The organism is Falsochrobactrum ovis (assembly GCF_003259955.1).
GTDB lineage: Bacteria > Pseudomonadota > Alphaproteobacteria > Rhizobiales > Rhizobiaceae > Brucella > Brucella ovis_A.
In genome coordinates this window covers 655,178-671,447 of the sequence record NZ_QLMK01000001.1, presented here as the reverse complement: position 1 = coordinate 671,447, position 16,270 = coordinate 655,178, and the positions used below count along the sequence as shown (strand labels likewise).

The following is a 16,270-nucleotide window of genomic DNA, read 5'->3' as shown; positions in this document are numbered from 1 at the left end:
TTGCTTTTCAGTTCACGCAAATGAATTCATTCGAGTAATTGGGCATCTATTTATATTAAGGTTAATTTTTGTTTACTGCGTTTTGTCCTGATTTGAAACATCACTACTTGCTTCACGCTGGGCTATCTGCCGTTGCGCAGCAATGGCTGTCATGGGTTTTCCAAATAGCCAACCTTGGCCGGTCAGCCTATTATTTAGCCTGCGCAGGCTTTCCCATTGCGCATTGGTTTCAATACCTTCGACCACAACATCCAGCCCATAATTCTGCGCCATGGTGACAATATGCGGCACTATGGAAATAGTATCACATTCAATGCCAATCATGCGGGTGAATGCCTTGTCAATTTTAATCGCATCTACATGCAGTTGCCCAAGATAGGCTAGGCTTGAATATCCGGTTCCAAAGTCATCAATATAGATTAGATGTCCCTGTTCCCTCAATTTTTGGACACAGCTAGCAGCTTTTGCAAAATCAACCGCGTTGCGCTCTGTCAACTCCAACCCTATTTGATGCGGCTTTATATCAGCGGCTGCCAGAGACTGCGCTAAAATTGTCGGAAAATCGTGGTTCTGAAGATTATTTGACGTGAGATTGATATTAATGCGCATTGTGCGGTCGTTTCGAAGCAGATCACCCATTTCTTCGAGCACACGTTCGAGCACAAAAATGGTGATTTTATCGGCAAGACCGGCGGTCTCAGCGCGTGGAATAAAAATATCTGGGGGGATGAACTCGCCTTTCGTAATCTCCCATCGCGCCAGCGCTTCAAATGCTAATAGCTTGCCATCAGTAAGATCGACAATCGGTTGATAAACAACAGAAAGTGTTTTGGCGGACAGAGATTTTTTCAGCATAACCTCAAGCGAACGATTGCGGTTATGAAAATAGAGCCATGTCAGCCCGCCCACCGCTCCTAGCAGCACTCCTAAGCCAGTGAACAGAAAAGCGAATAACCGATTAGCAGAATTTCGCCATTGTGGATTAAGAGCCAGGTTCACGCAGACACCGGTTTCATTATCGCATGTGGTTATTTGCGGCGAGGAGCTAGCGAGTAGGGCCGCGTTTCTACCCTGCCCGGCAAAGATTAGTTCCAGATTGTCTTGCGCTAAATAGGTCTGCGGAAAACTATAAAGGCGAGCGAATTGGGTTTGATCTTCGTTGGTCAAAACCACGCTGAACGAAGCAAAATGCGGCGCGTGAAACGCGTCCAGTGCTGTAGAACTTAATACGACATTTGCATTGCCACGCCCCAATATAGGGCCGCGACTTCTGGGCGTGATCAGCGCCTTATCGCCATAGACATAGGTCCCATCTCGTAAACGAACATCTTCTTGCGAACGCGGCAGCAAATCCATTTTATTTGTCAGCAGTGTAGAACAAATCAGACGTTCATCACGGAGCTGGCCAATATCTTTGATGTGAAAGGCCGAGAAAACGAGCTCGCGCATATAGGCAAGGTGGTCGGGAGAGCAAGTTTCATATTCCGACGCATTAGCCGCATCAATCGTCTTGTGTGCAGATGCAAGAATACGTTCTACATGTGCTTTGATTGATTGCGAGCGGCTGTTCATTTCCGCAAATGCTCTTTGTTGGCGAAGTTTTTCTCCAATCCAATTGCCTGTTAGCCCGCCAAGCAATGAGAGGAGGCAGAAGAAAAACAGAAGAGCAGCAGGGAAACTCATACGCCGAATTCTCATCGAGATCAGCCTCGCCTAATATTACTTCTTAAAAATAAAAATAAACTTCGAAACTAAAATATAAGCCAGCTTATTTACTAATAAAATTCAGTTAATTTACTTTAAACGAAAGAGTTCAAGCAGCAAGGAATGCTTTTTTACAATGCATCACTTTAACTTATCCCCGGCGCGTAAAACTTATAACTGAAAAAATTATCAGGAATAATAAACTTCATTAACGAGCTATCTTAAAGAAGGGCGATTAATGGGATGAGAATTTATGATTGGTTTCTCGCCCCCCTGCTATTTGGCGCTTCATGCAGCGCGAAAAGCACCGCATGAAGCTCGTTTAATCAATTTGTATTATATGGCCCTTCATCGAAGCCGACAAAAATCTGAACATTTTGCTTAGCAGGCATGGGGAAGGAAATTCCCTTTTCATTAAACACAAATTGGGTTGCAGTCCCGCCACTCGTCACCGACACAGACTGATGGTGCAATTTGGAATGAATAACCTTGTCGCCTTCAACCACCGCAATTCGTATCGGCATGGTGATGGTACCGCTACGATATTTAGGCCCAGGTATTACCTTGCCTGCCGCTGCTACGTCGATGATAATCGATCCATCGGCATATTGGCATGAACGGGTCGTGTCCGTGATTGATGCCTGATAGACCACGTGAGCGGGATCGTTTTCTTTTCCCTTTTCATAAGAATTAAAATAGGCAGTACCTTCGCGCAACGTCACCGATGGGCAATAGGCGCGAAGCTCTGAAGCCTTGACCCGCTGTTCTCCGGATGTGGCTGCTGCATTCTCGGTTCCGCTGGTGGTACATCCAGCCAGAAGGGCGAATGTTACCGTAGCCAAGACCGGAACGAGTGATGAACGATTCTGTGATGCTGTCTGCATAAACCCGGCTTCCCTGCGTTAACCAAACCTATCTCACACAAATATACATTTGGAGTCGCATTGTTTTCCCGTTTTTTACCCGCGAGAGCAACCCCATTCGCCAGCTTATGCTTTAAAACCTTGCGGCTTTTTTAGGGACGCTCTATTGCATGAACGGTTATAAATGCGCCGTCCCGAAATGAAGGCCTTGAAAAATGAAATATGTCAGCACCCGTGGAGATGCCCCGATTATCGGATTTAGCGATGTTTTACTCGCTGGGCTTGCCCGAGATGGAGGTCTCTACTTACCCCAGGAATATCCACAATTTTCACCGGAGCAGATCCGCGGTTTGCGCGGTAAATCTTATGTGGAAATTGCTCTGGCCGTGCTTACTCCTTTCATCGGCGGCGAAATTCCGCAGGCGGATTTTGAGAAAATGGTGCATGAGGCCTATGGCGCATTCCGTCACGAAGCGGTGTGCCCATTGGTGCAGACTGGCGCCAATGAATTTGTGCTGGAGCTTTTCCATGGTCCCACGCTTGCATTCAAGGATGTGGCAATGCAGCTCCTTGGGCGCATGATGGATTATGTGCTGGCACAGCGCGGAGAGCGCGCTACGATTATCGGCGCGACCTCGGGCGACACCGGCGGAGCCGCGATTGAAGCCTTTGGCGGCCGCGATAATACGGATATTTTCATATTGTTCCCGCATGGTCGCGTGTCACCGGTGCAGCAGCGACAAATGACCAGCTCAGGCTTTCCCAATGTTCACGCGCTTTCGATTGAAGGCAATTTCGATGATTGTCAAAACCTGGTCAAAGCCATGTTTAACGATCTGGAATTCCGGGACCGCATGTCGCTTTCCGGGGTGAATTCGATCAATTGGGCGCGGATCATGCCGCAAGTGGTCTATTATTTTAGTGCTGCGATTAGTCTTGGTGCACCGGATAGGCCCATTTCCTTCACCGTGCCGACTGGAAATTTTGGTGACGTTTTTGCGGGCCATGTGGCCCGTAAAATGGGATTGCCGATTGAGCAACTTATCATTGCAACCAATGATAATGATATTCTGGCGCGCACGCTTGAAACGGGCATTTATGAAATGCGTGGCGTGGCTCAGACCACCTCGCCTTCCATGGATATTCAAATTTCATCCAATTTCGAACGGCTTTTGTTTGAAGCTCATGAGCGTGATGCGGCAACGACGCGTGGCCTGATGGAGAGCTTAAGGCAGTCGGGACGTTTCACCATTACTGATGAAGCTTTGGCTAAGATCCGCAGCGAATTTTCTGCTGGGCGCTCCAATGTTGCCGAGACTGCGGCAACGATCAAATCAGTACTTGAGCAAAATGGCTATCTGCTTGATCCGCATTCGGCGATTGGTGTGAAGGTTGCGCGCGAAAAAGCCTCTAACACCACCCCAATGGTGGTGCTTGCGACCGCGCATCCTGCAAAATTCCCAGAGGCTGTAAAGGATGCGAGCGGGGTTGAGCCCCAGCTTCCTGCATGGCTTGCTGATCTGATGGAAAGAAAAGAAAACTTTACAGTTCTTCACAATGAGCTGAAAACTGTGGAAGACTATATTGGTCGCCATTCGCGTGTATAATATGGGATGGGCGGCAACCCAAACGGGATTACGGGAGCAATTGTTCGATGGTTGTTGAAGTAACGCGCCTTTCTAACGGCTTGACGATTGCCACAGATACGATGCCGCATGTGGAAAGTGCAGCATTGGGAATCTGGGTCAAAGCTGGCGCAAGAAACGAAGCTGCTGATCGAAACGGAATCGCGCATCTGCTCGAACATATGGCGTTTAAAGGCACCGAAAAACGCAGTGCATGGCAGATTGCGTCGGATATTGAAAATGTGGGCGGCGAAATCAATGCCGCCACTAGCGTTGAAACGACGTCTTATTACGCCCGGGTTCTGCGAAATGATATACCGCTGGCGATTGACATTCTTGCAGATATTCTGACCGCTTCTAAATTTGATGAAGACGAATTGGAGCGCGAGAAACAAGTTATCATGCAGGAAATCGGTGCGGCACATGATACGCCTGACGATATTGTTTTTGACCGTTTTACCGAAACGGCCTACCGCCATCAGGCGCTTGGCCGCGCAATATTGGGCACGCCGGAGACAGTTTCATCTTTTACCTCCGCCGATCTGCGTCAATATATGGATGAGCAATATAGTGCTGACCGGATGGTAGTGACGGCTGCGGGTGGTGTCGATCACGACGATTTTGTCCGCGAAGTTGAAAAACGGCTGGGAAGTTTCCGGCCTTTCAACACGGCGCCGACGCTTGATCTGGCCCATTATGTGGGTGGAGATTTCCGCGAACACCGCGATCTTCAAGACGCACAGATCCTTATCGGTTTTGAAGGTCGCGCATATCATGTGCGCGATTTTTATGCCTCACAATTGCTTTCAATGATTTTGGGTGGCGGGATGTCGTCGCGGCTTTTCCAGGAGGTCAGGGAAAAGCGCGGATTGTGTTATTCCGTTTATGCGTTCCATTGGGGTTTTTCTGACACGGGTCTTTTCGGCATACATGCCGCAACGGGCCGCGATGAGCTGGTCGAATTGCTGCCAGTGATTATCAAGGAACTGCACAAAGCTGGAGATTCCATCACCCTTGAGGAAGTCAACCGCGCCCGCGCGCAATACAGCGCAAGCTTGTTGATGTCGCAAGAAAGTGCTGCCAGCCGTGCTGGCCAGATTGCTCGTCAGTTGCTGCTTTATGGCCGGCCAGTATCCAATGCTGAATTGCTCGACCGCTTATCGCAAATTACGCCTAAGCGGCTGACTGATCTGGCAGGCCGTATGTTCCTTGACAGCAAGCCTACCATTGCTGGCGTTGGTCCGCTGGGTCGGTTGATGAATTTTGATGTACTTAGTGATGGGCTTTCGACCAATCCTCATGGAAGAAAAGTGGCGGTCGGCGCCTAGGCTGAACAGGCGCTAGCGGGCCGCGAGGCCTTTGTTGGTGTTCTGTCTAATTAGACAGGTCTTGCATGATCGGCATGCCATTCCAACGCCGCAATTCAACGGCTCTTCGGGGACAACGTGTTTACCTGCGCGAACCGCAGATGGGCGATTTTGAGGTTTGGGCGCGATTGCGCGAGCAAAGCCGGGCGTTCTTGGTTCCGTGGGAACCAAGCTGGAACGATTATGACTTGACCAAAAGCGGGTTTCGTCATCGCGTCAAACGTGCACAAGACGAAATGGCCGAGGGTACGGCCTATCCTTTTTTTATTTTTCGAAATAATGACCGGCAGTTGGTGGGGGGAATCACCTTAGCCAATATTCGTCGCGGGGTGGCACAAAACGGCATGGTGGGCTACTGGAGCGGTGCCACATATGCGGGAAAAGGCTATATGACCGAGGCACTCTCTTTGGTGATATCCTTTGCATTTGAACAACTACGGTTGCACCGAATTGAAGCTGCCTGTATTCCCCATAATGTTCGTTCGGTGCGGCTTCTCGAAAAAGCCGGATTTAAGAGAGAAGGACTATTGCGTTCCTATCTCAAAATTAACGGCTTCTGGCAGGATCATCTGCTGTTTGCCCTATTGGAAGGCGACATACGCATGATGAATGGCAAGGTTGAACGCTCGTGAACGGTGTCGGCATATTTCAAAAAATACTGCGCATTTTTGCTTTTGTGATCTTGGCCGCTCTTGTGGCAAGCCCAGCATCGGCTGTGGAAACAATCAAGATTTCTAAGGAAGATACCGCACTTGACCTATCGGGCGCGGTGGAAATTTTGCGCAATCAGGGCGAGAGTGTCCAAGTTTCAACCGCTCCGGGTTCAGATGGCATTGTGCGCCGTATTGAAGTGCAGGCAGATCCTAATTCCAATTCGTCTGGCGATTGGGCTGCTTTTTCCATTGCCAATCCGACCGATGAACAAATTGACCGCCTGATCGTGGCCCCACATTATCGTCTTTCCGATTCTGGGATCATATGGCCTGATTTGGGTTCGCCGCGTATTTCTTCCATCACTCCGAGTGAGGGCTTCGCGCTCGACCGTCAGCCCAGCGTTGACACAGATATTTTCCGCATCACACTCAATCCCGGCGCCGTCATCACATTTGTTGCTGAATTATCCTCGCATAATCTGCCTCAGCTCTATTTGTGGGAACCGGAGGCTTATAAAGACGCGGTAAACTCCTTCACGCTTTATCGCGGCATTTTGCTCGGCATTTCCGGTCTGCTCGCGCTGTTTTTGACGATTCTTTTCGTCGTAAAAGGCACATCGCTTTTTCCGGCTACGGCAGCACTTGCTTGGGCGGTGCTGGCTTATATCTGCGTTGATTTTGGCTTTTGGAACAAATTGCTGGAAATTACCGCAGGCAGTGAACAAATATGGCGAGCGGGCACTGAAGTAGCCTTGGCAGCGTCATTGGTCATTTTTCTTTTTACTTATCTTAATCTTAATCGCTGGCATGATCATTTCAGCTATGGTGCAATAACATGGGTGCTCGGTCTTTTGGCCTTGGCCGGGGTTGCGGTTTACGATCCGCCTGTCGCATCAGGGATAGCGCGCATATCGCTAGCGCTTACGGTTATTTCGGGCGTTGCCATCATCGGATATCTGGCGGTTAAAGGTTATGATCGCGCTGTCATGCTCATTCCCGCCTGGCTTTTGACAGCAATCTGGCTGCTTGGTGCGTGGATGACCGTTTCTGGTGGTCTGGATAATGATATTATTCAACCGGCATTAGGCGGCGGTCTGGTTCTTATCGTGCTTCTGATCGGCTTTACTGTGATGCAACATGCGTTTTCAGGCGGTGCTTTGCAGCAGGGCCTGCTTTCGGACATGGAGCGACAAGCGCTGGCTGTCATCGGTGCGGGCGATATTGTGTGGGATTGGGATGTACCGCGTGACCGGGTGGTGACCACGCCGGATATTTCCAATTATCTGGGCAGCACTGGAAGCTCACTTCAAGGCCCTGTTCGCAACTGGTTACCGGCGATGCATGCGGATGATCGAGATCGTTTCCGCTCAACACTTGATGCCGTATTGGAAAATCGCCGCGGAAAAATCGGGCAGATTTTCCGTTTGCGCGCCAATGACGGTCATTATCATTGGTATGCGCTTCGTGCTCGTCCCGTAATCGGTTCGGATGGTGAAGTGGTTCGCTGTGTCGGAACTTTGGTCAATGTTACCGAGCAGAAAAAGGCAGAAGAACGTCTATTGCACGATGCGGTGCATGATAATCTCACGGGCCTTCCCAATCGCGAGCTTTTCTTGGATCGTCTGAGCAGCGTCATGAATATGGCGCGTGGAGAAAGCCGCCTTCATCCCACTGTTTTCATTATTGATATTGACCGGTTCAAACAGGTCAATGACAGTCTGGGAATGTCTGCGGGAGATACTATTCTGCTGACAATTTCCCGTCGTCTGTCGCGCTTGATGAAGCCGCAAGACACCTTGTCTCGCCTCTCATCAGACCAGTTCGGTTTATTGCTGACCTCGGAAACTGACCCCGGCAAAATTGCATCCTTTGCCGAAGCATTGCGACAGGCCATTCGTGCGCCGATTGCTTATGCAAAACGCGAAATCGTGTTGACGGCATCAATCGGACTGGTCACCTGGACGAAAACTTCCGTATCGGCTGAAGATTTTATGAAAGACGCCGATCTGGCGATGCATCAAGCCAAACGTTTTGGCGGCGATAGGATAGAACCTTTCCGCCCGGCGTTCCGTGCTATTGGGAGTGACAAGCTGCAGCTTGAATCCGATTTGCGCAGGGCGCTTGAGCGCGACGAAATACATCTGGTCTATCAACCTATTGTTCGGCTTGATGAAGGTGATATTGCCGGTTTTGAAGCATTGATGCGCTGGGAACATCCAAGGCGGGGCACTATTTCGCCAGCCGAATTTATACCGGTAGCGGAAAATTCTGGTCTAATCGTGCAATTGGGGTTATTTGCGATCCAACGCGCGGCGGAAGATCTATTTGCGTGGCAAGAAGAGTTTCCAAAGTCTGAGCTATTTGTTTCGGTAAATTTATCCAGTACGCAGTTGATCCGACAGGACCTTATCAATGACGTACGCTCGGTGCTTTCGCGCATACATTTGCGTCGCGGCAGTCTCAAGCTTGAATTGACCGAATCTGTGTTAATGGAAAACCCTGAGCAGTCCGCTCACGTGCTCACAAGGCTCAAAACCATGGGTATTGGGCTTTCGCTTGACGATTTTGGTACCGGCTATTCGTCGCTTGCCTATCTTACCCGGTTTCCGTTTGACATGATCAAGATCGACCGGTCTTTTGTTCATGGTAATAAACCACAAAAAACCACCCTACTCCGCTCAATCATCAGCATGGCTCATGATCTTGGTCTGGCTGTTGTTACCGAAGGGGTAGAAAGTGAAGCTGATGCGGTGCAGCTTCGCGAGATGGGCTGTGAATATGTGCAAAGCTTTATGTTCGGCCAGCCAAGCAATCGTGAGGAGGCCACGCGCATGATTAGAGAACAGCTAGCAACTGCACCAGCCTGATCAACTCAGCCAATTTTTGGGAATTCACGCGTGCCCGGCATCCGAAACCAGGCGCGATAAATCGATCCCCATCTGGGTCATCAGGCGATCATATTTTCCGGTAATATCGCTGTCGAACAGCATGTCCGCTGGCGCCGGACAGGTCAGCCACCCATTTTCGGCAAATTCCATATCCAACTGCCCCGGAGCCCAGCCGGAGTAACCAAGGGTCATGATGGCCTTTGCAGGTCCGTGACCACCATATATTGCGCGTAAAATATCGATGGTCGCGGTCAGACACACGTCCTCGGCTACTGGCATGGTCGAATCGACCATATAATCATCCGTATGCAATACGAAGCCGCGTGTTCTATCCACCGGTCCGCCATCACGCACGATCATCTGTCGTGCCTGCTCTGGCAGAACGATGCGGTCGTCTTCTTCAATTACACCGATCTGTTTTAGCAATTCCGGAAAACCAACCGGCTGAAGCTGGTTGATTATGAACCCCATGGCGCCATCCTCAGAATGCGCGCAGATATAAACCACCGCCCGATTGAAACGGTCGTCATTCATGCCGGGCATGGCAAGCAGGAACTGCCCGTTAAGAAAACCTTGTTCCTGATTTTGTTTTCGCAGAATGGTCATGCTTTAAAGGGTAGCAAGAGTTTGGCAAATGACAATATCATTGTGCGACCTTTTTGACCGTATGGCTAATATCGCCAAATCTGCTTGCGATAATAGGCTGACTTGAAACGGCCATTATTCTATTCATTCTCGCCTTATGCGATATAAATATTCAATATTTTTAGCTCTGGCTGTTCTGGCATTACAACCTTCGGCGCAAGCCGCCACTTCCCCGTGGACAGATACCCCGGGCGGTCGGGTGCGTGTGATTATTGAAGACGGAATTGCCCAAGGTGAATTGCGCGGAGTTTTGCAAGTCGATTTACAAGCTGGGTGGAAAACCTATTGGCGCAATCCCGGCGATTCAGGGGTTCCGCCGCAGGTCAGCGTTGCGGACGGCGTCAAAGCAAAGATCGATTTCCCCGCCCCTGAATATTTTGGTGCCGACCAAAAGGGCGGAATTGGATATAGTCGACCGGTGTCGCTACCGCTGACCTTTCAACTTGCGCAGCCTAAAAACCAGCTTAAAGGAAATGCGTTTTTAGGGGTTTGTGATAAAATCTGCATTCCTGTGCTCGTTGATTTCGATCTGCCGCTTACCTCCGAAGCGGAAATTGCATCCTCACAGAAAACCCCGCAAATCAATCCACAAGCGATCGCAGAAAAAACTGTCATAGATGCAGCATTCCAACAATTGCCAAGGGCTGCAACGCCAGAATTTGGAGTAAAATCGTTCGAGCGCGACGCTGATAGAATTATAGTCGAAGTCGCGCTTCCCGATCAGTCAGCACAGGGTGAACTTTTTCTATCCAGTGAACAATTCAGCCTTTCGGTTGCTGAACCGGTCGAAGGTGAACCACAGAAATTCATGGCTAAAATTTACGGCAAAACCGATCAAGAAGCGGAGATTGACTACACATTGGTGCAAAATGGCCAAGCTGTTTCGGGAACTCTCACGTTCAAATGAGATTCATTGCGGCGGCTCACAAACAGCGCATTGAGTTTCAGCCACCAACATGACTAATATGAAACATTCGATTTGAAAATCACCTCAATCGGCCAGCCAGCGCATAAATGCAATGGCAGAAATTAATCCGACAGTCGGCGTCGATATTGCCGGTCTGTTTTTCCCAGGAGAGACAAAATATGACCATCAAAGTTGGTGACAAGCTCCCAAATGCAACCTTCAAAGTAAAGACTTCCGATGGTGTTCAGGAACTGACCACGGACGAGATTTTTAAAGACAAGAAGGTGGTACTTTTCGCAGTACCTGGTGCTTTTACACCGACCTGCGATCAAAACCATCTGCCGGGCTATTTGGAACATCGTGACGCCATTTTGGCCAAAGGGGCCGATCAAATTGCTGTCGTGGCCGTCAATGATGTTTTCGTCATGGGCGCATGGGCGGAAAAATCCGGCGGAGAAGGCAAAATCCAGTTTCTCTCCGATGGCAGCGCCGATTTCACTAAGGCAATCGGTCTGGATGTAGACCTTTCCGGTGCAGGTCTCGGCGTTCGGTCAAAACGCTATTCGGCAATCGTAGAAGATGGCGTTGTTAAGGCGCTCAATATTGAAGAGCAGCCGGGACAGGCGGTTACATCAACAGCAACCGCAATTCTTGAACAGCTTTAAAAAATCGAAGGGCAGCACGAGCTGCCCTTTTTATCATTCTATTCTCAATGATTGGTAAGCGATATTTTTAAAAGGCTCCATCCCAGCTCGGGCCAGCGCATCAGCGCGTTCGTTTTCCGGGTGGCCCGCATGGCCCTTGATCCAATGCCAGTGCACAATATGAACTTTCCGGGCTTCGTCTAGTTGTTGCCAAAGTTCGGCATTCTTGACCGGCTTTTTAGCAGAAGTTTTCCAACCGTTGCGTTTCCAGCCCTCGATCCAGCTTGATATGCCGTCACGCACATAGACAGAATCGGTGTAGAGATCGACTTCGCACGGCTCTTTCAACGCATTCAGCACCGAAATTGCTGCCATAAGTTCCATGCGGTTATTGGTCGTATTGGCTTCGCCGCCTTTGAACTCTTTTTCTCTACCGTTCCAGCGTAAAATCCCACCCCAGCCGCCGGGACCAGGATTGCCTGAACACGCGCCATCTGTGAAAGCTTCAATGCGTTTCACACAACTACTCCTTGCATTTCCAGACCATACTCACTTGCAGACTTTATTTGACGATGAAAACGCATTCGACGCACATATTCCATCGGGTCTTTTTTCGTCACGAAACTGCCTTCAGGTACATTCAGCCAATCATAAAGTCGCGTCAGCATAAACCGCAAAGCCGCGCCCCGAGCGAGGACCGGCAGCGCTTCTGCTTCGGCGTCGGAAAGTGGGCGCAGGGACGTATAACCGCGCAACAGGGCCGCACCTTTGGTCAAGTTGAAAGAGTTGTCTTTTTCAAAGCACCAAGCGTTCAGACATACCGCCACATCATAGGCCAATATATCGGTGCAGGCGAAATAAAAGTCGATGAAGCCCGACAATTGGTCATTTAAGAAAAACACATTGTCCGGAAAGAGATCGGCGTGAATAACACCGACCGGAAGGTCCGCAGGCCAGTGCTTCTCTAAAAATTCCAGTTCCGTTTCCGCATCCGTGACCAGTCCCGGCTCGACCTCATCGGCCCTTGCTTTCGATTGTTCCCAGAGGGGTCGCCAATCTTGAAGTGTGAGACCATTGCGACGTTGCATGGCAAAATCGGCGCCCGCAAGATGCATCCGCGCAAGCCCCTCCCCCACCGCGTGACAATGGGCCACGGTTGGGCGACGCATCCACATGCCTTCAAGAAAGGTAACAATGGCCGCCGGACGTCCGGCCAGTTCGCCTATCATCTCGCCATCACGGCGCACCACTGGTTGCGGGCAATCCAGTCCACGCCTCGAAAGATGCCCCATAAGATTGAGGAAAAAAGGCAGATCGCTCGGATTTACCCGTTTTTCATAGAGGGTGAGAATGAAAGACCCGCCGGATGTATGCAGAAGATAGTTGGTGTTTTCGACACCTTCAGCGATGCCCTTATAAGAGGTAAGTGTACCGATATCGTATTGCTGTAGAAACGCGCCAAGCTCGATTTCGTTAATGTCTGTATAAACGGCCATGCCGCATATTCCCTAATTTAATCAACTTCAGCAACTACTTAGCTGAAGTGCCCCGCGCGAATTTCGGAATTCCCGCTACACGGTTTTTACCATTGAGGAATGCCATATCCTCCACGGTCAATTCCACATCGCGAATTTCTCGGTTAACAAGAAAGTTTTCTGTTTCAATGGTCGTTTCGGCCAATTCAATTCTGACATCAAAGCGCTGTCGAAACGCTTCGATGATTTCATCAACAATGATTTCCGGTGCAGAAGCCCCGGCAGAAAGTCCCACCACCGATATGTCTTTGAGTTTGTCCCACTCGATTTCGGAAGCGCGCTGCACCAGCATCGACATGCGCGCACCGGCTTTCTCTGCAACTTCGACCAACCTCTTGGAATTTGAAGAATTGGGCGCACCCACAATCAGAAACAAATCGCAGCCAGGTGCGGCGGCACGTACTGCATCTTGGCGATTGGTGGTCGCATAACAAATCGATTCAGCCGCCGGTGCTGTCAGCTTTGGAAAACGCGCCTGCAATTCTGCGATAATACCGGCCGTATCGTCGACCGATAAAGTCGTTTGCGTAACGAAACCCAGATTTTCCTCGTCCTCGAAAGAACAGCTGCGCGCATCCTCGACAGTTTCAATCAGCGTCACCGCGCCCTCGGGCAATTGGCCCATTGTGCCGATGACTTCTGGATGTCCAGAATGGCCAATCAGGATCACATGACGCCCCAGCCGTTGATGGCGCATTGCCTGCTTATGGACCTTTGAGACCAAAGGGCATGTCGCATCGAGATAAAAGAGATTTTTTGCCTGCGCGTCGGCGGGGACTGATTTCGGCACGCCATGCGCTGAAAACACGACCGGCTGATTACGGTGTTCGGACGGTATCTCGTCTAATTCTTCGACGAAGATTGCACCGCGCGCTTGTAGCCCTTCGACCACAAAGCGATTATGCACGATCTCATGACGCACATAGACCGGTGCGCCATATTTTTTAAGAGCCAACACGACAATCTGGATAGCCCGGTCGACCCCGGCGCAAAAACCTCGCGGACCGCATAGGCGGATTTCCAGAGATGGACGTTGATTGGTCATACTCTCTCACTCGTTCTGTTGGCTGCTAAAGCTCAGCACTTCCTTAAGCAGGCTTTCCCGCAGTTCCAAGGAAATTCATCTCGATCGGCACTTTCGTAGAATGGCACTTGGGCTGCATCATGGCCATTGTCAAGCTAGGTCAATCCGGTCTTTATCTTCGATAGCGCCATAGCCACGTGCCGACAACCCCCATCAGTGCCAATGCGAGACCATACCATGTCATAGCATATTGAAGGTGATTGTTCGGAAAATCGATTATCGTCACCCCGCCAATAGGCAATCCGCCGGGATTTGGCTTGCTGTCAGCATCAATAAAAAAAGGCACTGCTTGATTGAGCGCAGGCACATTGCTGCTTTCAATCATTGCCGCCCAATCTTTCCAATAAAAGACATTCTTCTCAATATCATTATCCGGGATAAGCGAAGAAGGTTTTTGAGCTAACGGGTCGCGTGCAAGGCCCGACACTGTTACCGGTCCATCCAATTGCCCTTCAATGCGCGTGTCGGGATCCTTTTTGTCGTAGGGCACAAAGCCTCGATTGATCATCACAAAACGCCCATCTTCGAGCATAAGCGGGGTATAAATATAAAATCCCGATGCGCCGTCATGGGTTGCAAGAAAATGCCGTTCTCCGGGATGCATGAATATTCCAGAAACAGTGACGGGTCGGTATTCAACCGTGCCTTCTGTTTTATAGATTTTTTCCATTTCCGAAAGCGGCACTGGCGCTTCGTGGATACGCTCCTGCGTGGAAGCAATCAGCGCTTCTTTCCACATCAGGCGCTGTAGCTGCCATGTGCCAAGAGAAAGCAAAATTATTAATGCGATAATGGTTGCGATTATAATTCCCCAAGGCAGAGGCGGGGTTTTATCGAGCTGTGTCATTTATCTGGATCCAGCGGCCGATCCCAACGACCTTGCGATGCATTATGATGAAATTGCATATTGATCAAAATGCCCTTGATGCTTCGCATGGCGATCAGGCTTAAAGTAATAGCCAAGGGCAACCATAGCAGAAATTGGACCCAAAGCGGCGGATTGAAGGTGACTTCCATCCACAGAGCAAGTCCCAAAATGATAAAGCTGATAAGCAATATGACAAATGCCGGTGGGCCATCTCCGGAATCTGCAAAACCGTAATCGAGTTCGCAAACATTGCATCGCGGAGCCACCTTCAAGAAGCCGTTAAACAGACGCCCCTCGCCACAACGCGGACACCGCCCTAACATGCCGCTTTTGATCGGGTTAACCGATGGCTGAGAACTGTCTGGCATTTGGTCGCTCCTGTTTGGCTCGATTGTACAGTCCAACTTATTCAAAGTCGCTACTAAGCACGTCCTTTGGCCGATAAAAGTTCCTTTAGGGGACGCAATAGTTTGGCGGCCAACTGGCTCTCAATTTTAAGCGCCAAAACAAAAGGCGGCCCAATTCAAGGCCGCCTCATCTGATCCGCTGCATGGGTCAACCTTGCATTGGTGCGCCCCAGCCGCCCCATACATAGATGGCGAAAAAGAGGAACAACCACACGACGTCAACGAAATGCCAATACCAAGCTGCAGCTTCTAGGCCGAAATGTTGTTTTGGCGTAAAATGCCCCCAGATGGCACGCAGCAGGCAGACCAACAAGAAAACAGTACCTACGAAAACGTGGAAACCATGGAAACCAGTCGCCATGAAGAAGGTCGCGCCGTAAATAGAATCCGCGAAATTAAACGGCGCATGCTGATATTCGTAGAACTGCACATAAGAGAAGAGCACACCCAAAGCGACCGTCAGCGCTAATCCTGCTACCAGACCTTTGCGGTCATTTTGCAGCAAAGCGTGGTGCGCCCAGGTTAGCGTCGTGCCCGAAAGCAGTAGAATAACCGTATTATATAACGGCAGATGCATCGGATCGAGAACTTCAAGCCCCTTTGGCGGCCATTGCCCGCCGGTATATTCGGCGCGCGCAACCTGATGAACTTCATTCGGGAACAGGCTTGCATCGAAAAACGCCCAGAACCATGCCGCAAAGAACATGACTTCTGAGGCGATGAACATCATCATGCCATAGCGCAGATGCAGTGACACTACGCGCGTGTGGTGCCCTTCATGCGCTTCTTTAACCGTATCTGCCCACCATCCATACATGCAGTACAGCACAACGGCGAGACCGATGAAAAACAGCCATGGTGACGCCAAATTTGCACCAAAAAAATTCAGCGCATCAGAATTGAGATAGCGCATCCAGGCAATGCCGCCGAGAGCGAGTACAAAAACTCCCACTGAGCCTATAATCGGCCAAGGACTTGGATCTATAATATGATAATCATGATTTTTCTGATGAACGTCCGCCATGTCTCTCCCCAAGGCTCCTCTCTGTGCCTTCATGCTTAATGCCCACCAATGGAGCC

The 16,270-nt window shown here is 50.0% G+C and carries 15 protein-coding genes; 6 read left to right on the top strand and 9 right to left on the bottom strand.

The features are described 5' to 3' along the window. Positions 1 to 72 precede the first annotated feature (72 nt). A complete protein-coding gene (locus C7374_RS03165; RefSeq protein WP_210205058.1) occupies positions 73 to 1,683 on the bottom strand; it encodes an EAL domain-containing protein in 1,611 nt (536 codons plus the stop codon). Positions 1,684 to 2,030: 347 nt separating this feature from the next. After that, complete coding sequence (locus tag C7374_RS03160; RefSeq protein WP_111574130.1) at positions 2,031 to 2,588, bottom strand: hypothetical protein; 558 nt, start codon at positions 2,586 to 2,588, stop codon at positions 2,031 to 2,033. A 194-nt stretch (positions 2,589 to 2,782) separates the two neighbouring features. On the opposite strand from C7374_RS03160, the gene thrC reads away from it, so the two are divergent. From thrC to C7374_RS03140, 4 genes are all read left to right on the top strand, one after another. Beyond that, positions 2,783 to 4,174: a threonine synthase gene (thrC, locus tag C7374_RS03155; RefSeq protein ID WP_111574129.1), complete on the top strand. Its 1,392-nt coding sequence runs from the start codon at positions 2,783 to 2,785 to the stop codon at positions 4,172 to 4,174. 47 nt (positions 4,175 to 4,221) lie between these two features. Continuing rightward, positions 4,222 to 5,520 (top strand): M16 family metallopeptidase, encoded by a 1,299-nt coding sequence (locus C7374_RS03150; protein ID WP_111574128.1) that lies wholly within the window; start codon positions 4,222 to 4,224, stop codon positions 5,518 to 5,520. A 65-nt stretch (positions 5,521 to 5,585) separates the two neighbouring features. Next, positions 5,586 to 6,191 carry a GNAT family N-acetyltransferase gene (locus C7374_RS03145; protein WP_111574127.1) on the top strand — a complete coding sequence of 202 codons (606 nt, stop codon included), beginning with the start codon at positions 5,586 to 5,588 and terminating at the stop codon, positions 6,189 to 6,191. 11 nt (positions 6,192 to 6,202) lie between these two features. Then, the gene (locus C7374_RS03140) at positions 6,203 to 9,079 is read left to right on the top strand and encodes an EAL domain-containing protein (RefSeq protein WP_374849946.1); all 2,877 of its coding nucleotides are present in this window, start codon (positions 6,203 to 6,205) and stop codon (positions 9,077 to 9,079) included. 24 nt (positions 9,080 to 9,103) lie between these two features. Here C7374_RS03140 and C7374_RS03135 read toward each other — a convergent pair whose 3' ends face one another. Beyond that, entirely contained in the window at positions 9,104 to 9,706 is a 603-nt protein-coding gene (locus C7374_RS03135; RefSeq protein WP_111574125.1) for a YqgE/AlgH family protein, read from the bottom strand. Positions 9,707 to 9,842: 136 nt separating this feature from the next. Between C7374_RS03135 and C7374_RS03130 the strand changes: the two genes are divergently transcribed. Together C7374_RS03130 and C7374_RS03125 are read left to right on the top strand one after the other, a co-directional pair. Then, entirely contained in the window at positions 9,843 to 10,652 is an 810-nt protein-coding gene (locus tag C7374_RS03130) for a protein-disulfide reductase DsbD domain-containing protein (protein WP_111574124.1), read from the top strand. A gap of 179 nt (positions 10,653 to 10,831) precedes the next feature. After that, positions 10,832 to 11,317, top strand: a complete 486-nt coding sequence (locus tag C7374_RS03125) for a peroxiredoxin (protein WP_111574123.1) — start codon at positions 10,832 to 10,834, stop codon at positions 11,315 to 11,317. Positions 11,318 to 11,350: 33 nt separating this feature from the next. Here C7374_RS03125 and rnhA read toward each other — a convergent pair whose 3' ends face one another. The 6 genes from rnhA to C7374_RS03095 form a co-directional block, all read right to left on the bottom strand. Continuing rightward, the gene (gene rnhA, locus C7374_RS03120) at positions 11,351 to 11,815 is read right to left on the bottom strand and encodes a ribonuclease HI (RefSeq protein WP_111574122.1); all 465 of its coding nucleotides are present in this window, start codon (positions 11,813 to 11,815) and stop codon (positions 11,351 to 11,353) included. Next, complete coding sequence (locus C7374_RS03115) at positions 11,812 to 12,792, bottom strand: homoserine kinase (RefSeq protein WP_111574121.1); 981 nt, start codon at positions 12,790 to 12,792, stop codon at positions 11,812 to 11,814. Before C7374_RS03115 ends, rnhA begins: the two co-directional genes overlap by 4 nt. A gap of 34 nt (positions 12,793 to 12,826) precedes the next feature. Then, positions 12,827 to 13,876: a 4-hydroxy-3-methylbut-2-enyl diphosphate reductase gene (gene ispH / locus C7374_RS03110; RefSeq protein ID WP_111574120.1), complete on the bottom strand. Its 1,050-nt coding sequence runs from the start codon at positions 13,874 to 13,876 to the stop codon at positions 12,827 to 12,829. Between the two features lie 151 nt (positions 13,877 to 14,027). Further along, positions 14,028 to 14,762: an SURF1 family protein gene (locus C7374_RS03105; protein WP_111574119.1), complete on the bottom strand. Its 735-nt coding sequence runs from the start codon at positions 14,760 to 14,762 to the stop codon at positions 14,028 to 14,030. Beyond that, positions 14,759 to 15,151, bottom strand: coding sequence for a DUF983 domain-containing protein (locus C7374_RS03100; protein WP_111574118.1), 393 nt, complete (start codon positions 15,149 to 15,151; stop codon positions 14,759 to 14,761). Before C7374_RS03100 ends, C7374_RS03105 begins: the two co-directional genes overlap by 4 nt. A gap of 187 nt (positions 15,152 to 15,338) precedes the next feature. Further along, on the bottom strand, positions 15,339 to 16,214 hold the full coding sequence (locus C7374_RS03095; protein WP_111574117.1) for a cytochrome c oxidase subunit 3: 876 nt from the start codon (positions 16,212 to 16,214) through the stop codon (positions 15,339 to 15,341). Between the last annotated feature and the right edge of the window lie 56 nt (positions 16,215 to 16,270).